This window comes from Allorhizobium sp. GW101-3B10, from assembly GCF_059424725.1.
Map to the genome: position 1 here is coordinate 2,777,643 of NZ_JBWKZR010000001.1, position 14,148 is coordinate 2,791,790.

The window sequence follows — 14,148 nt, forward strand, 5'->3', positions numbered from 1 at the left end:
GGAGAAGATGGGGCAGGATCGCTCATCAATCAACTAAAAATGATCCCGGTACCGCAAGCGTTACTGGTGAAGCGGCAATGCTTGGTCTAAACGGCTGATCCATGATGTGTCTCGAACCTGCGAAAATGCGCCGACCTTTCCTCGCATTGATTGCACTGACCGGCGCCATGCTTGGCTTCGTTGCCGACGCCCGGGCGGAGAGCAGCGATTGGGCGTTGAACGAGGGGGGACGCATGCGCCTCGTCGTGCTGCCGGCGGATGCGGATGGCAAGCGCGCTGCCGCGCTGCAGATCGAACCCTCGCCCGGCTGGATCACCTATTGGCGCGAGCCCGGCGATGCCGGCATACCGCCCTCCATCACCCTTGCCCCGGACAGCGGCTATACGCTGAGCGACATCGGCTATCCCGTGCCCAAGCGGATCGACAACGGCGACCTGCGCGACATCGGCTATGACGGCCCCGTGACCCTGCCGCTGGTGCTTTCCGGATCTGCCGGCAGTTCGTCCTCCGGCGAACTGAAGGCCTCCGTGTTCATCGGCATCTGCCGCAACATCTGCATTCCTTTCCAGGCCGAATTCCAGCTGTCGCTGACGCTCAGCGAAACGGCAAAGGCCGAGGAGGCGGAGATCGTGGCCGCGGCACTTAAGACCCTGCCCGAGGCGCCCTCCCCGGACTTTTCCGTCCAGTCGCATGCACTGTCGACCGACGGCAAACAGCTGTCGCTGACGCTGACCGTGCCCGAAGGGGCCGCGCCGGATGAGGCCGAGATCTTCGTCACGGGGCCGAGCGGCCATGTCTTTTTCGGCAACGACGAGCACCGGCTGGAAGGCAATGCGCTGACCGTCGTCCTGCCGATCAGCGGGCTGCCGCGCAAGTACGACATCCACGGCAAGCGCTGGGGTCTGCTGGTCAAGGCCGGCGGGCGGGCCATGGAAACCACCCTTGCCTTTGACTAGCGTCAATCTATATTTCGCGGCGAACGGCGTGCCGAACCCGGCCCGCCCGAAACCAGCGAGGAGAATTCCATGACCATCGCAGTCGGCGACCGCCTGCCCCAGGCCACCTTCAAGGAGAAGACAGCGGACGGCGCCGTCGAGCTTTCGACCGACGATCTGTTCAAGGGCAAGCGGGTCGTGCTGTTCGCCGTGCCGGGCGCCTTCACCCCGACGTGCACGCTCAACCACCTTCCGGGCTACCTGGAAAACCGCGACGCGATCCTCGCGCGCGGCGTCGACGACATCGCGGTCATTTCGGTCAACGACTGGCACGTCATGGGCGTCTGGGCGCAGCAGAGCGGCGGCATGGGCAAGATCCACTTCCTCGCCGACTGGAACGCGGCCTTCACCAAGGCGCTCGGCCTCGATGCCGACCTGTCCGGCGGCGGCCTCGGCGTGCGCTCGAAGCGCTATTCCATGCTGGTCGAGGACGGCGTGGTGAAGTCTTTGAACGTCGAGGAAACTCCCGGCCAGGCGACCGTCTCGGCCGCCGCAGCGATGCTGGAACAACTGAACGGCTGAGGCAGACGAAGCTGCAAACGCCCCGCCGCAACTGCGGGGCGTCACGCCCGGAGAACCTGCCGCCGCATCCGAACCCAGGCCAGGATGCGAATGACAAGGGCAGCCGCGATCAGCAGTATGGCCGGCCAATAGGCCGGATCAATTGCCGCCCGCCGGCCGAAGGCGACGGCAAAGGAAAGCCAGATGTACCATGCGCCCACTCGATGCAGCAGCGACCAGGCACGCGGACCGATCAAGGCCGAGGCGCGGTCGAATGAGGTGGCCGCCATGGCGGCGATGAACAGATAGGCGAGACCGCCGGTCACCACCATGGACGTGTTCGTCACCTGCCAGAAGGCAACCGGATCCAGCCGCGCGAAGGTGACGATCGCCACAAGGTGCAGGGCGTGCGACACGGCAAAAGCCAGTCCGAGATAGCGGCGGTTTCGCCTTTGCCAGCTGGTCAGCCAGCCCGGAAAGACCCGGGCCATGGACGAGGCCACGAATGCCATCAGGAACAGCAGCAGCGAGGTGCGGGCGGTTCCACGGATGATCATGCGCGCGGACTCCACTACGTCATCCAGAAGAAGATACGGCACCAGCACCGCGGTGAGAAGAATGATGGTGACAGTGAGGGTCAGACGCCCTCCTTCGAACAGATACGGCATGTTTTCCGCGCTCCTTGGCTCATTGAATGTAAGCAATGATTACATGCGAATTCTCCTTCATCAAGGGATGTAAGCACTGCTTACGAAATCGTGATCACGTGCTAGGGTGAATTCATGACGAATCGCAATGCTTCTCCACGCGAGGCCGGAGTATCCGGGCGCTATCACCACGGCAATTTGGTCGAGGCGCTGATTGCCGCGACGATTGCGCTGATCGAGGAAAAAGGCGTCGAAAACATCTCCGTGCGCGATGTGGCCCGAAAGGCTGGTGTTTCGTCCGGTGCGCCGTTCCGACATTTTGCCAGCAAGACCGCGCTCCTGACGGCCGTCGCCGAGCAGGCCATCTCGCGACTGACCGCAGCCGTAGCGGATGCTTTGGCCGAGGCGGGTGAGCGCTCCCCGTTGGAAGAATTGCGTGCGATCGGGCGCGGCTATCTGCGCTGGGCGACGGAAAACCCAACGCATTTCCAGATCGTCAGTTCACGGACACTGATCGACTTTCAGTCGTCGGCGCGGCTGGTCGACGAAAACGAGGCCATCCGCCTGCTGATGGTCGACCTGATCGACCGGGCCCGCGCTTGCGGCGAGCTCTCCGCCGACATCGACGCCGACGACCTGATGGTGACATTGCGCGGCTTGGCCTACGGCCTTGCCCGGCTGTGGATCGACGGCCACTATCCCGAATGGCAGGTGCGACGACCGCCGGAAGAGCAGATGGTGCGTTCGCTCGACCTGTTCATGGATAGGCTGCGAAAAGATCCGGGGCACGCCAGGCCACGCGTCGATTTGGACGGTGATCCCGGCTAGATTTCCATGTCGAAGACCAGAACGCCGGACAGTCCGCCGTCGGTCGCCTTGACGATGCGGTCGCCGACGACGACGTGGTCGGGGTGCTTGAGATAATAGTCCCGCACCATAGCGTCCTCGAAGGTGATGATGAAGCCGTCGAGATAGCCGCCGTTCAGGCCCTCCGGCGAGACATTCGGGCCGAACCTGACGTCCAGCATGCCCGGTACGACGTCTTTCAGCGCCGCAATGCCCTCATAGATCGCCTGCTTCTCTGCCTCTTGCGTCGCCGCCTTGAAGCGCAGGAACACGCAGTGCTGGATCATGGTGTGTCTCTCCCTGTGTGGTCTTTTGCCAAGGCAGGATAGGGCCAACGGGCGAGATGGCAAGGCGGGAAAGCGAGGCCATGTCAGAAGACGGACAGACGCCGATCCAGGAGACCGCTCGTCCCTCAAGACCAGGCGACGACGCCTGCCCTCACCGGCCCTGCATCAGGGCGCGCCCGAGATTGGGTTTCTTGAAGGGTTCCATGCCCTTGCGGGCGAGTTCGTCGGCGCGCTCGTTCTCCGGATGGCCGGCATGGCCCTTGACCCAGTGCCATTTGACCTTATGGCTCTGGTTTGCGACGTCGAGCTGTTGCCAGAGTTCGCCGTTCTTGACGGGCTTCTTGTCGGCCGTCCTCCAGCCGTTCTTCTTCCAGCCGAAGATCCACTTCGAGATGCCGTCCATCACATATTTGCTGTCGGTGTAGAGGTCGATCTCGCACGGGGTCTTGAGGGCGGAAAGCGCGGAGATCGCCGCCATCAGCTCCATGCGGTTGTTGGTCGTGTCGGCCTCGCCGCCGAAGAGTTCCTTTTCCGTCTCTCCATAGCGCAGCACGGCGCCCCAGCCGCCCGGGCCGGGATTTCCCGAACAGGCGCCATCGGTGAAGATATCGACATGCTTCATGGTTTGAGCCCGTATTCGGCGCTGGTCGTCACCTTCTGGTGGAAGCGCAATTTCTTCAGATATTCGAGCGGATCCTTCTTGACCACCAGGGCGCCGGCCGGCGTGGTCAGCCAGTCGTAGAGCCGGGTCAGGAAGAAACGCAGGGCCGAGCCGCGCGACAGGATGGGCAGGGCGTCGATCTCGGCGGCGGAAAGCGGTCGCACCGACTGGTAGCCCTCGATCATCGCCATGCCTTTGGTGATGTTGTAGGCGCCGTCCTTCTCGAAGCACCAGGCATTGAGGCAGATAGACAGGTCGTAGGCCAGGAAGTCGTTGCAGGCGAAATAGAAATCGATCAGCCCGGACAGTTCTTCGCCGAGGAAGAAGACATTGTCGGGGAAGAGGTCGGCATGGATGACGCCCTCAGGCAGGTCCGCCGGCCAATGGCTCGCCAGAAAGGCCAGCTCGTCGCCGATCTCGGCCTCGAGCCCGGTCTCGACCTCGTCGGCGCGGTCCTTCGACTTCGCCCAAAGCGTCTTCCAGCCTTCGAGCGACAGCGCATTGGGGCGCTTGAGGTCAAAACCCTCGCCGGCCACATGCATGGCGGCCAGCGCCTTTCCGACTTCTCGGCAGTGCTTCGCCTCGGGCTTGCGCAGCCACATGCCTTCCAGGAAGGAGATCAGCGCCGCCGGGCGGCCGGACAGCTCGCCCAGCAGCGCGCCGTCCTTGCGCGGCAGCGGCAGCGGGCAGGACAGGCCGCGATCGGCGAGATGGTGCATGAGCCCGAGGAAGAACGGCAGGTCGTTCTTCTCGACGCGCTTCTCGTACAGCGTCAGGATCAGCGGCGCCTTCGACGTGTGCAGCAGGAAGTTGGAGTTCTCGACCCCTTCGGCAATGCCCTTGTAGGACAGGAGCTCACCGGCGTCGTACTGCTGGAGAAAGGCCTTGAGGTCGATTTCGTTGATGTCGGTGTAGACTGCCACGATTGAGGTTCCGAGCCGCTTCGATGTTCGGCAAGGCATATAACGGGCAGGCGGTGCGCACCAGCCCTGCGGGGACATGCGGCACAGAAAATGCGGGAGACACCGGAGCCACCAGCCGGACACAGTCCGGTTGTTGTAGTCACCAATACGCAGTAATATTGAGTATCAGGGTTGGAGACGTGTGGCCGATGAGCAATACGACGAGCCTCAAGCTTGGCGAGCATTTTACCGCTTTCCTATCGAAGCTGACCGCGAGCGGCCGATACGGTTCGACGAGTGAAGCGGTGCAGGCCGGGCTTCGACTCCTGGAACAGGAAGAAGCGAAGCACGAGGCCCTTCTGGACGCTCTGGACGAAGGAGAGGAAAGCGGGGAAAGCCCCCATTCGCTCAGTGACATTGTCGCGAAAGCGAAAGCATCCCGGCATGGCGGGTAGCTTTGTCTTCTCACGGTCGGCGGAGAAAGACATCGTCTCAATCGTAAGGCACAGCATGGCCCAGTTCGGCGATGCGCAGACGACCGCCTATATGGCGGGGATCGAGGAAGCCCTCAATCTGCTTGCCGCGCATCCCGACATGGGTGCGCAGTTTGCTCACGAACGATCGGGACGGATCTACCGTCGATACCGCCATGGAAGTCACGTTATCTACTATCGCAAGCGCGACATCGACATATTCGTCGTCCGGCTTCTTCACGAACGAATGTTGTCCGAGAAGCATTTGTAGACGCCCGACCATTCTGCCGGCGCATCGCTAAGGCTCAGCACGTTCGTTGCCAAAAACGATTGACCGGATCGATTGCCCGGGCTTTGCCGAATGGGAACATGCAGAAACGTATCCCGGCCCTTCGCTTTAGGCTCCGGGCGTTCGACGCTAGAAACGATTCGCCGGATCGTTTCTCCGAGCGCGCTTGGCGCGCTCGGCCGCGTCTCACCCATTCACCCAGGCCATGTCGTCGTGGGTGAGTTCGATGTCGCGCAGTTCGCGGTTAACGAGGAAGTGTTCGTTTTCGATCGAGAATTCGGCAAGCTCGATCGTCGCGGCGTAGCGGGCCTTGAAGGCCTCGATGATCTCGTTGACGATCACTTCCGGGGCGGACGCGCCGGCAGACAGGCCGAGCGTGCCGATCGGGCCGATGTCGTCCCAGTCGATCTCGGCGGCGCGCTGCACCAGCAGCGAGCGTTTGGCGCCCGCCTTCAGCGCCACTTCGACGAGACGCTTGGAGTTGGACGAATTGGGGGCGCCGACGATGATGAACAGGTCGCAGCCGGGCGCCGCCTGCTTGACCGCTTCCTGGCGGTTGGTGGTGGCGTAGCAGATGCTGTCGGCGGAAGGTGCCGTCAGGTTGGGGAAGCGCTCCTGCAGCCGCTTGATGACGCCGGCGGTGTCGTCGACCGAGAGCGTCGTCTGGGTGACGTAGCCGAGATTGTCGGCATCGACCGGCTCGTAGCGGTCGGCGTCCTCGATCGTCTCGATCAGCGACACCGAGCCGTCCGGCAATTGCCCCATGGTGCCGATCACCTCAGGATGGCCCGCATGGCCGATCAGCACGACATGGCGGCCGAGGCGCTGGTGGCGCATGGCCTGCTTGTGGACCTTGGAGACCAGCGGGCAGGTCGCGTCGAGATAGAAGAGATTGCGGGCCTGGGCATCCGCCGGCACGGATTTAGGCACGCCATGGGCGGAGAAGACGACCGGCTTCTCGCGGTGCTCGGCAGGGATCTCGTCCAGTTCCTCGACGAAGACCGCGCCCTTGGCCTCCAGCCCCTCGACCACATAGCGGTTGTGGACGATCTCGTGGCGTACGTAGACCGGTGCGCCATAGCCCTTCAGCGCGAGCACCACAATCTGGATCGCGCGGTCGACACCAGCACAGAAGCCGCGCGGGCCGCACAGGCGGATCGTCAGGGGCGGTCGGGACACGGTCTCATTCATCATCAAGCAGCCAGCAGGACAAGGATCAGCGTGAGCACGGCGGGAAGCGCCTGGATGTAAAGGATATTCCGCGACGCCGTCACGCTTCCATATAGGCCGGCGACGAAGACGCAGCCAAGGAAAAACAGCTTCAGCTGGAAGGCGAAATCGGGGTTCGGCTGGGCAATTGCCCAGAACATGCCGAGCGCCAGGAAGCCGTTGTAGAGGCCCTGATTGGCCGCGAGCACCTTGGTCGCCTCGGCCTGCTGAGGCTTCATGGCAAAGGCTTTCAGGCCGGCGGGCTTGGTCCACAGGAACATTTCCAGCACCAGGATATAGACATGTTCCAGCGCCACCAGGGCGACCAGCAGATCGGCAACGAGTTTCATCAGTCTCTCCTTGGGCGCACCGGGCGCGTTGCACTTCGGAACAGGCCGGCGAGGCATTGTGTGCCCCGCCCCGCCTGCGGGTTCAGGTTTTGCGGCAAAAGACCGCGTAGAGGACGACACCGGCAAGCGCCAGCGCCAGTCCGTACCAGGTGATCGCATATTGCAGGTGGCTGTTGGGCAGGTCGATCTCGGTCACCCCGCCTTCCGGCATGCCGCCCGGCACCGGAGTTGCGTCGGCATCGAGGAAGAAGGGCAGCACCTTGTCGGCCGGCAGGCCGGTGCTTGCGGCCATGCGGTCGAGGTCCTTCCAGTAGAAGACGTTCTTGCCCTCGTCATTGTCCGGCACCAGCGAGGACGGCTTTTCGCCCAGTCGGGCGCGGGCCAGCCCCTCGACGGATTGCGGACCGACCAGCAGTCCTTCCGGACGCTTTGCCGGCTCCTTCAGTTCATAGGGCACGAAGCCGCGGTTGACGAACAGGTAACGGCCATCGGCGAGCTGGAGCGGCGTGTAGACGTAGAAACCGGCGCGGCCGCGGAAGGTGGCGAGGAAATGCCGCTCCTTGTCGTTGAGGTAGGTCCCCTCGGCAGCGGCGGCCCGGTAGTCCACGTCGCCGCCCTTCGCCAGGATCGCCTCGATGCCGGCCAGGTCGAGGGGGGCTGCGTTGCGGCGTGCCTCGATGTCGGCGATCAGCGCCTCCTTCCAGTGGAGCCGCTTCACCTGCCAGGTGCCGAGCGACAGCAGGATCGCCATCGCGACGGCGACCGCTGCGATGGTGAAGACGAGCCGGAAAGGGCCGCGGCGCGGCACGTCAGCCACGATCGATCGTCCCCTGGGACGCCTTGTTGCGGTATTGCAGGGCGATCAGCACCGCCTTGATGGTGCGCAGCAGCCAGAGCGAGACGATGATCGCCAGCGGTCCGAACAGGACGAAATGCAGCCAGACGGGCGGCTGGTAGGTCAGCTCGGTCCAGACCGCGAGACCGACCACGAGGAAATCGGCCAGCAGGATGACGAAGATCGCCGGGCCGTCGCCGGAATCGGCGAAGGAATAGTCGAGACCGCAATTGCTGCAGCGCGGCTTGACCTTGGAGTAGCCGTCGAAGAGGCGACCCTGGCCGCAGCGCGGGCACGAGGCGGTCAGTCCGGCCTTGACCGGATCGACGGGTGCAAAATGGGCATTGTCCTCGCTCATGATCTTCCTTTCAGCTGCGCATTGGCCGGCCAGCCGCCACCGCCCCGGCTATTCATACCTTGGCTTATACGCCGCGATCCACAAACCGCAAATGCGCACAGCCATTCGGTCAATCTGGACGGAGGCTGCAGCCGCCGACAAAAAAAAGCGGCACCCGCAGGTGCCGCCCGTGTTCCTAGCCGTCTCGCCCGGATCAACCGTGGGCGAGCGGCGCGCCCCAGCCACCCCAGACATAGATGGTGAAGAACAGGAAGAGCCAGACCACGTCGACGAAGTGCCAGTACCAGGCGGCAGCTTCCAGGCCGAAATGCTGCTTCGGAGTGAAATCGCCCTTCATCGCGCGCAGCAGGCAGACGGTCAGGAAGATCGTGCCGACGAGCACGTGGAAACCGTGGAAGCCGGTCGCCATGAAGAAGGTCGCACCATAGATGCTTTCCTTGAAGCCGAACGGGGCGTGGGCATATTCGTAGGCCTGAACGGCGGAGAACAGGACGCCGAGCGCAACCGTCAGCACGAGGCCGCTGACCAGACCCTTGCGGTCGTTGTGCAGCATGGCGTGATGGCCCCAGGTGAGGGTCGTGCCCGACAGCAGCAGGATGATGGTGTTGTAGAGCGGCAGGTGCCAGGGATCGAGAACCTCGATGCCCTGCGGCGGCCACTGGCCACCGGTGAACTCGACGCGGCTCGCCTGAATCGCTTCGTTGGCGAACAGGCTGGCATCGAAGAAGGCCCAGAACCAAGCGACGAAGAACATCACTTCGGAAGCGATGAACATGATCATGCCATAGCGCAGGTGCAGCGACACGACGCGGGTATGGGCGCCTTCGTGGGCTTCCTTGATGGTGTCCGACCACCAGCCGATCATCGTGTAGAGGATGATGGCGAGGCCGATGTAGAACAGCCACGGATTGGCCAGTTCGAGACCGAACATCTTGAACGATCCGCCCGACAGATAGCGCATGTAGGACACGCCACCGAAGGTGATGATGAAGGCCCCGATCGCGGCCAAGACCGGCCAGGGGCTCGGATCGATGATGTGGTAGTCGTGATTCTTCTGATGCGCTTCGGCCATGTCAGCAATCCCCGAATGTCAAATTTCCTTAGAGCCCGGCGGACCGGACCCCTCCTCTCACAGTTTCGGCTGTCCCTTGTCACCCTGCTGCGGCAGCAATGCCACGGGCTTCTCCCCCTCATGCGGATAGAAGGTGTAGGACAGCGTAATCGTTCCGATGTCCTTCGTCTCGGCGGCCTCGACGATGGCCGGATCGATGAAGAAGACCACCGGCATTTCCAGGCTTTCGCCGGGCTTCAGCTCGGTTTCGGTGAAGCAGAAGCATTCGACCTTGTTGAAATAGGCCGCCGCTTCCATCGGCGTCACGTTGAAGATCGCCTGGCCCGTGGTCGCCACCGGCGAACGGTTGGTCGCGGTATAGTTGATCTGCACCGTCTCGCCGATCTTCGGCGTGATCGAACGATCGACCGGCTTGAATTCCCAGTTGAGGCCCGAGGACACGTTGGCGTCGAAGGTGACCTTGATGCTCTTGTCGAGCACCACGTCGGAGACCTGCTCGACGCGCTGCGTCGTGCCGTTGTAGCCGGTCACCTGGCAGAACAGCCGATAGAGCGGAACCGATGCGAAGGAAACGCCGAGCATGCAGCCGACGAAAACGACGCAGGCGAGCAGGATCCGCGCATTGCCGCGCGGTGTCGCCGTCGTATCGTTGCCTGTCATCGCCACGCGGACCTCCCCTGCTCTCAACTGCCGACTGCGCCGAACTTGATCAGCGTCACGACGTAGAAAATGGCGACAAGCGCGGCGAGCACGACGCCGAGCGCGATATTGCGTCCGCGGCGCGACTTCTTCTGCGCATCATTCAGCTTGATGGTTTCCATCAGGCGGCACCTCCGAAAAGCGTCGCGAGGGTCGCGACGTAATGATCGACCAATAGGGCCGAGAAGACTGCGAACAGATAGACGATCGAATAGGCGAACAGCTTCTTGGCCGGGACCATCTTCTCGTCGCCGTCCGGCATGCGCCAGACGGCGATGGAACAGATGACGAGATAGAGGCCGAGGGCCCCGGCAAACAGGCCGTAGTAGAACGATGCGAGGCCGGTGAAGGTCGGGATCACGGCCGTCACCGCGGTCAGCACCGCGTAAAGGGCGATCTGGTGCTTGGTGACGCGCTCGCCCGATACGTTCGGCAGCATCGGCACGCCGACGGAGCCGTAGTCGCGCATCTTGAACAGCGCCAGCGCCCAGAAATGGGCCGGCGTCCAGAGGAAGATGATCATGAACAGCACGATGCTGTCGAGCGACACGCCGCCGGTCACGCAGGCCCAGCCGACCATGGGCGGGAAGGCGCCGGCAGCACCGCCGATGACGATGTTCTGCGGCGTCGAGCGCTTGAGCCACATCGTATAGACGACGGCATAGAAGAAGATGGTGAAGGCAAGCAGGCCGGCCGAAAACCAGTTGACGATGATGCCGAGGATCGAGACCGAGAATACCGACAGGATCAGGCCGAAGGCGAGCGCTTCGGTGGGCGCGATGCGACCGGCCGGAATCGGACGCGATGCGGTCCGCGTCATGACGGCGTCGATGTCGGCATCGTACCACATGTTGAGCGCACCGGATGCGCCGGCGCCGACCGCGATGCACAGGATGGCGATGAAGCCCAGAAAGGGATTGATGTCGCCCGGCGCCAGCACCAGGCCGGCAAAGGCGGTGAATACGACGAGCGACATGACGCGCGGCTTCAGAAGCGCGAAGAAATCGCGCGCAGTGGCTTCCGAAAGGCGGACGTCGCCTTCGAGCCCCGCGAGGTCGCGACTATCAATAACCGTCATTGTCTCCGTCCCATGCTTGTCTGTTCTTGTCGGGTGCCGCGCCACCGAAGGGCGCGGCACCCGCTATGCTTTGAGGCCAGGCCTGCGCTTACTTGATGCGCGGCAGCTGCTCCCACTGGTGGAACGGCGGCGGCGAAGACAGCTGCCATTCGAGCGTGGTCGCACCCTCGCCCCACGGGTTGTTGCCGGCGATGCGCTTCTTGGCGAAAGCTTCGAAGACGCAGACCAGGAAGATCAGCACAGCGAAGGCCGAGATGTAGGAGCCGATCGACGAGACATAGTTCCAGCCGGCGAATGCGTCCGGATAGTCGATGTAGCGGCGCGGCATGCCGGCGAGGCCGAGGAAGTGCTGCGGGAAGAACACCATGTTGACGCCGATGAACATCACCCAGAAGTGCAGCTTGCCGAGGAATTCCGAGTACATGTAGCCGGTCATCTTCGGGAACCAGTAGTACCAGGCGGCGAAGATGGCGAACACGGCGCCGAGCGACAGAACGTAGTGGAAGTGGGCGACCACGTAGTAGGTGTCGTGCAGCGAACGGTCGAGACCGGCATTGGCCAGCTGTACGCCGGTGACGCCACCGACGGTGAACAGGAAGATGAAGCCGATCGCCCAGACCATGGGCGTGCGGAAGGACAGCGAACCGCCCCACATCGTCGCAATCCACGAGAAGATCTTGATGCCGGTCGGCACTGCGATGACCATGGTGGCGAACAGGAAGTAGCGCTGCGCGGCAAGCGACAGGCCGACCGTGTACATGTGGTGGGCCCAAACGATGAAGCCGACGGCACCGATCGCGACCATGGCGTAGGCCATGCCGAGGTAACCGAAGACCGGCTTCTTCGAGAAGGTCGAGACGATGTGGCTGATGATGCCGAAGCCGGGCAGGATCAGGATGTAGACTTCCGGGTGACCGAAGAACCAGAACAGGTGCTGGAACAGGATCGGGTCACCGCCGCCTTCCGGCGCGAAGAAGGTCGTGCCGAAGTTGCGGTCGGTCAGAAGCATGGTGATGCCGCCTGCCAGAACCGGCAGCGAGAGCAGCAGCAGGAACGCGGTGACGAGCACCGACCAGGCGAACAGCGGCATCTTGTGCAGCGTCATGCCCGGGGCGCGCATGTTGAGGATGGTGGTGATGAAGTTGATCGCGCCGAGGATGGACGAGGCACCCGAGATGTGGATCGCGAAGATCGCCAGGTCGACGGCCGGTCCGGGCTGGCCGGAGGTCGCAAGCGGCGGGTAGAGCGTCCAGCCGCCGCCGACGCCGTAGGCGCCAGCCGGGCCTTCGACGAACATCGACAGCACCAGCAGCAGGAAGGCGGGAATGACCAGCCAGAAGGAAATGTTGTTGAGGCGCGGGAAGGCCATGTCCGGAGCGCCGATCATGATCGGGATCATCCAGTTGGCAAAACCGCCGATGAGGGCCGGCATGACCATGAAGAAGATCATGATCAGCGCGTGGGCGGTGGTGAACACGTTGAACATGTGCTTGCCACCGTCGATGGCAGCGTCGCCCTCGAAGCCGTAAACGATCGAGGCCAGACCATGGAAGATCTGGATGCCGGGCTCCTGCAGCTCCATGCGCATGGCGACGGAGAGCGCACCGCCGACGAGGCCGGCGAAGATCGCGAAGATCAGGTAGAGGGTGCCGATGTCCTTATGGTTGGTCGAAAAGAACCAACGGGTGAAGAAACCGGGCTTATGGTCATGATTGTCGTGATGCGCGCCGTAACCGTGGGCGTGATCTTCGTGGGCAACAGGTCCAGCCATTGTCCGCACTCCTCTTCCTTAGTTCGAAACGTTGTCGGCGAGCTGCACGGACTTGTCCGCACCGTCCACCGCAGCCATGAGCGCCTTGTTGGCACCGGCGAGATCCGACGCAGCAGCCTCGAGCCAGGCGGCATACTTGTCAGCCGACACGACACGGATGGCGATCGGCATGAAGGCATGGTCCTTGCCGCAGAGTTCCGAACACTGGCCGTAGTAGAGGCCTTCGCGATCGGCGCGGAACCAGGTTTCGTTCAGACGTCCCGGAACGGCATCGATCTTCACGCCGAAGGCCGGCATGGCGAAGGCATGAATGACGTCGGTGGGCGCCGCGGTGACGAGCATGCGCACGGTCTTGCCGACCGGAATGACCATTTCATTGTCGACGGCCAGCAGGCGCGGATAGACACTCTTGTCTTCCTTGCCGGCGGCGGTGCGGTCTTCTTCCTTCAGCATGTAGCTGTCGAAGGCCACTTCCGTGCCACCCTGGTACTCGTAGTTCCACTGCCACTGGGTGGCGGTCGCCTTGACCGTCACATCCGGGTTTTCCGGCTGGGTGAGCTGGGCGGAAAGCAGATTGAAGGACGGGATCGCGAAGAACAGCAGGACCAGCACCGGACCGACGGTCCAGACGATCTCGATCGCCGTGTTGTGGCTGGTCTTCGAGGGAACGGGATTGGCGGATGCGCGGAAGCGCACGACGACCACGACCAGGAGAAGGAGGACGAAGACGGTGATCGGAACGATGAACCACAAGGTGTAGTTCTCAAACCAGCGAATCTGCTCCATGATCGGCGTCGCCGCCTGTTGCAAGTCCATCTGCCACTCTGTCGGCTGGTCTGCAAAACTGCCGGAGGCGAAAAGCAGACAGGCCAGGGCGGCCAAAGCTGCAAAAGCTCTCTTCATCACGATGTCTCTCCCACAAGCGTTTGATCCACATCAAATCAATACGCAAAATTCATGCTATCATCAGCGTTTAAAATCACAGATTGGCCGCATTCGCAATACGCCCGGGCAAATGCCACGGCCGCATTTTTGCTGTTCATCAATTCCGCTCGCGAGCCATCCACCGACAATCCAGCCTGCATCGCCTGCGGCGGCCGGCACGGCTGCAACAGCGGTCGCAATTAAGCCTCACTCCCTTGGAAAACACGGGCCGGGGCTTTCATTTTGCCCGC

19 protein-coding genes are annotated in these 14,148 nt (G+C 62.8%); 5 read left to right on the top strand and 14 right to left on the bottom strand.

All coding sequences use genetic code 11. The annotated features are described in order from the left end of the window. Positions 1 to 125: 125 nt before the first annotated feature. Together AC07Y0_RS13930 and AC07Y0_RS13935 are read left to right on the top strand one after the other, a co-directional pair. Positions 126 to 956, top strand: coding sequence for a protein-disulfide reductase DsbD domain-containing protein (locus AC07Y0_RS13930; RefSeq protein WP_498678201.1), 831 nt, complete (start codon positions 126 to 128; stop codon positions 954 to 956). Positions 957 to 1,025: 69 nt separating this feature from the next. Beyond that, entirely contained in the window at positions 1,026 to 1,517 is a 492-nt protein-coding gene (locus tag AC07Y0_RS13935) for a peroxiredoxin (RefSeq protein ID WP_498678203.1), read from the top strand. 41 nt (positions 1,518 to 1,558) lie between these two features. Here AC07Y0_RS13935 and AC07Y0_RS13940 read toward each other — a convergent pair whose 3' ends face one another. Then, entirely contained in the window at positions 1,559 to 2,164 is a 606-nt protein-coding gene (locus AC07Y0_RS13940; protein ID WP_498678206.1) for a hypothetical protein, read from the bottom strand. Between the two features lie 177 nt (positions 2,165 to 2,341). On the opposite strand from AC07Y0_RS13940, the gene AC07Y0_RS13945 reads away from it, so the two are divergent. Then, positions 2,342 to 2,971, top strand: a complete 630-nt coding sequence (locus tag AC07Y0_RS13945) for a TetR/AcrR family transcriptional regulator (protein ID WP_498678207.1) — start codon at positions 2,342 to 2,344, stop codon at positions 2,969 to 2,971. On the opposite strand, the gene AC07Y0_RS13950 is transcribed toward AC07Y0_RS13945, so the two are convergent. From AC07Y0_RS13950 to AC07Y0_RS13960, 3 genes are all read right to left on the bottom strand, one after another. Then, entirely contained in the window at positions 2,968 to 3,276 is a 309-nt protein-coding gene (locus tag AC07Y0_RS13950) for a Dabb family protein (RefSeq protein ID WP_498678208.1), read from the bottom strand. The genes AC07Y0_RS13945 and AC07Y0_RS13950 overlap by 4 nt on opposite strands. Positions 3,277 to 3,427: 151 nt before the next feature. Beyond that, positions 3,428 to 3,898 carry a ribonuclease HI gene (rnhA, locus tag AC07Y0_RS13955; RefSeq protein ID WP_498678210.1) on the bottom strand — a complete coding sequence of 157 codons (471 nt, stop codon included), beginning with the start codon at positions 3,896 to 3,898 and terminating at the stop codon, positions 3,428 to 3,430. Continuing rightward, positions 3,895 to 4,860: a homoserine kinase gene (locus AC07Y0_RS13960; RefSeq protein WP_498678211.1), complete on the bottom strand. Its 966-nt coding sequence runs from the start codon at positions 4,858 to 4,860 to the stop codon at positions 3,895 to 3,897. The genes rnhA and AC07Y0_RS13960 overlap by 4 nt, the downstream gene beginning before the upstream one ends. 188 nt (positions 4,861 to 5,048) lie before the next feature. On the opposite strand from AC07Y0_RS13960, the gene AC07Y0_RS13965 reads away from it, so the two are divergent. Together AC07Y0_RS13965 and AC07Y0_RS13970 are read left to right on the top strand one after the other, a co-directional pair. After that, positions 5,049 to 5,294 (top strand): type II toxin-antitoxin system ParD family antitoxin, encoded by a 246-nt coding sequence (locus AC07Y0_RS13965; protein WP_498678213.1) that lies wholly within the window; start codon positions 5,049 to 5,051, stop codon positions 5,292 to 5,294. Between the two features lie 55 nt (positions 5,295 to 5,349). Then, a complete protein-coding gene (locus tag AC07Y0_RS13970) occupies positions 5,350 to 5,583 on the top strand; it encodes a type II toxin-antitoxin system RelE/ParE family toxin (RefSeq protein ID WP_498678214.1) in 234 nt (77 codons plus the stop codon). Positions 5,584 to 5,787: 204 nt separating this feature from the next. On the opposite strand, the gene ispH is transcribed toward AC07Y0_RS13970, so the two are convergent. From ispH to coxB, 10 genes are all read right to left on the bottom strand, one after another. Further along, a complete protein-coding gene (ispH, locus tag AC07Y0_RS13975) occupies positions 5,788 to 6,792 on the bottom strand; it encodes a 4-hydroxy-3-methylbut-2-enyl diphosphate reductase (RefSeq protein ID WP_498680239.1) in 1,005 nt (334 codons plus the stop codon). A 2-nt stretch (positions 6,793 to 6,794) separates the two neighbouring features. Further along, entirely contained in the window at positions 6,795 to 7,160 is a 366-nt protein-coding gene (locus tag AC07Y0_RS13980; RefSeq protein ID WP_498678216.1) for a DUF1304 domain-containing protein, read from the bottom strand. Between the two features lie 82 nt (positions 7,161 to 7,242). Continuing rightward, positions 7,243 to 7,977, bottom strand: a complete 735-nt coding sequence (locus tag AC07Y0_RS13985; RefSeq protein ID WP_498678219.1) for an SURF1 family protein — start codon at positions 7,975 to 7,977, stop codon at positions 7,243 to 7,245. Continuing rightward, positions 7,970 to 8,353 carry a DUF983 domain-containing protein gene (locus tag AC07Y0_RS13990; protein WP_498678221.1) on the bottom strand — a complete coding sequence of 128 codons (384 nt, stop codon included), beginning with the start codon at positions 8,351 to 8,353 and terminating at the stop codon, positions 7,970 to 7,972. The genes AC07Y0_RS13985 and AC07Y0_RS13990 overlap by 8 nt, the downstream gene beginning before the upstream one ends. A 193-nt stretch (positions 8,354 to 8,546) precedes the next feature. Further along, on the bottom strand, positions 8,547 to 9,425 hold the full coding sequence (locus AC07Y0_RS13995; RefSeq protein WP_498678225.1) for a cytochrome c oxidase subunit 3: 879 nt from the start codon (positions 9,423 to 9,425) through the stop codon (positions 8,547 to 8,549). 57 nt (positions 9,426 to 9,482) lie between these two features. Further along, the gene (locus AC07Y0_RS14000) at positions 9,483 to 10,091 is read right to left on the bottom strand and encodes a cytochrome c oxidase assembly protein (RefSeq protein WP_498678228.1); all 609 of its coding nucleotides are present in this window, start codon (positions 10,089 to 10,091) and stop codon (positions 9,483 to 9,485) included. 17 nt (positions 10,092 to 10,108) lie between these two features. Further along, complete coding sequence (locus tag AC07Y0_RS14005; protein ID WP_498678230.1) at positions 10,109 to 10,246, bottom strand: cytochrome c oxidase system small membrane protein; 138 nt, start codon at positions 10,244 to 10,246, stop codon at positions 10,109 to 10,111. Then, complete coding sequence (locus AC07Y0_RS14010) at positions 10,246 to 11,202, bottom strand: heme o synthase (RefSeq protein ID WP_498678232.1); 957 nt, start codon at positions 11,200 to 11,202, stop codon at positions 10,246 to 10,248. The genes AC07Y0_RS14005 and AC07Y0_RS14010 overlap by 1 nt, the downstream gene beginning before the upstream one ends. Positions 11,203 to 11,290: 88 nt before the next feature. Next, positions 11,291 to 12,973, bottom strand: a complete 1,683-nt coding sequence (gene ctaD, locus AC07Y0_RS14015; RefSeq protein ID WP_498678234.1) for a cytochrome c oxidase subunit I — start codon at positions 12,971 to 12,973, stop codon at positions 11,291 to 11,293. Positions 12,974 to 12,991: 18 nt separating this feature from the next. After that, the gene (coxB, locus tag AC07Y0_RS14020; RefSeq protein ID WP_498680240.1) at positions 12,992 to 13,876 is read right to left on the bottom strand and encodes a cytochrome c oxidase subunit II; all 885 of its coding nucleotides are present in this window, start codon (positions 13,874 to 13,876) and stop codon (positions 12,992 to 12,994) included. Between the last annotated feature and the right edge of the window lie 272 nt (positions 13,877 to 14,148).

Coding starts and splice junctions, on each gene's coding strand:
- ctaD (WP_498678234.1), bottom strand. CDS start 12,973: ATGGCTGGACCTGTTGCCCACGAAGATCACGCCCACGGTTACGGCGCG.
- rnhA (WP_498678210.1), bottom strand. CDS start 3,898: ATGAAGCATGTCGATATCTTCACCGATGGCGCCTGTTCGGGAAATCCC.
- AC07Y0_RS14005 (WP_498678230.1), bottom strand. CDS start 10,246: ATGGAAACCATCAAGCTGAATGATGCGCAGAAGAAGTCGCGCCGCGGA.
- AC07Y0_RS13950 (WP_498678208.1), bottom strand. CDS start 3,276: ATGATCCAGCACTGCGTGTTCCTGCGCTTCAAGGCGGCGACGCAAGAG.
- AC07Y0_RS13990 (WP_498678221.1), bottom strand. CDS start 8,353: ATGAGCGAGGACAATGCCCATTTTGCACCCGTCGATCCGGTCAAGGCC.
- ispH (WP_498680239.1), bottom strand. CDS start 6,792: ATGAATGAGACCGTGTCCCGACCGCCCCTGACGATCCGCCTGTGCGGC.
- AC07Y0_RS13935 (WP_498678203.1), top strand. CDS start 1,026: ATGACCATCGCAGTCGGCGACCGCCTGCCCCAGGCCACCTTCAAGGAG.
- AC07Y0_RS14010 (WP_498678232.1), bottom strand. CDS start 11,202: ATGACGGTTATTGATAGTCGCGACCTCGCGGGGCTCGAAGGCGACGTC.
- coxB (WP_498680240.1), bottom strand. CDS start 13,876: ATGAAGAGAGCTTTTGCAGCTTTGGCCGCCCTGGCCTGTCTGCTTTTC.
- AC07Y0_RS13980 (WP_498678216.1), bottom strand. CDS start 7,160: ATGAAACTCGTTGCCGATCTGCTGGTCGCCCTGGTGGCGCTGGAACAT.
- AC07Y0_RS13965 (WP_498678213.1), top strand. CDS start 5,049: ATGAGCAATACGACGAGCCTCAAGCTTGGCGAGCATTTTACCGCTTTC.
- AC07Y0_RS13930 (WP_498678201.1), top strand. CDS start 126: ATGCGCCGACCTTTCCTCGCATTGATTGCACTGACCGGCGCCATGCTT.
- AC07Y0_RS13970 (WP_498678214.1), top strand. CDS start 5,350: ATGGCCCAGTTCGGCGATGCGCAGACGACCGCCTATATGGCGGGGATC.
- AC07Y0_RS13940 (WP_498678206.1), bottom strand. CDS start 2,164: ATGCCGTATCTGTTCGAAGGAGGGCGTCTGACCCTCACTGTCACCATC.
- AC07Y0_RS13995 (WP_498678225.1), bottom strand. CDS start 9,425: ATGGCCGAAGCGCATCAGAAGAATCACGACTACCACATCATCGATCCG.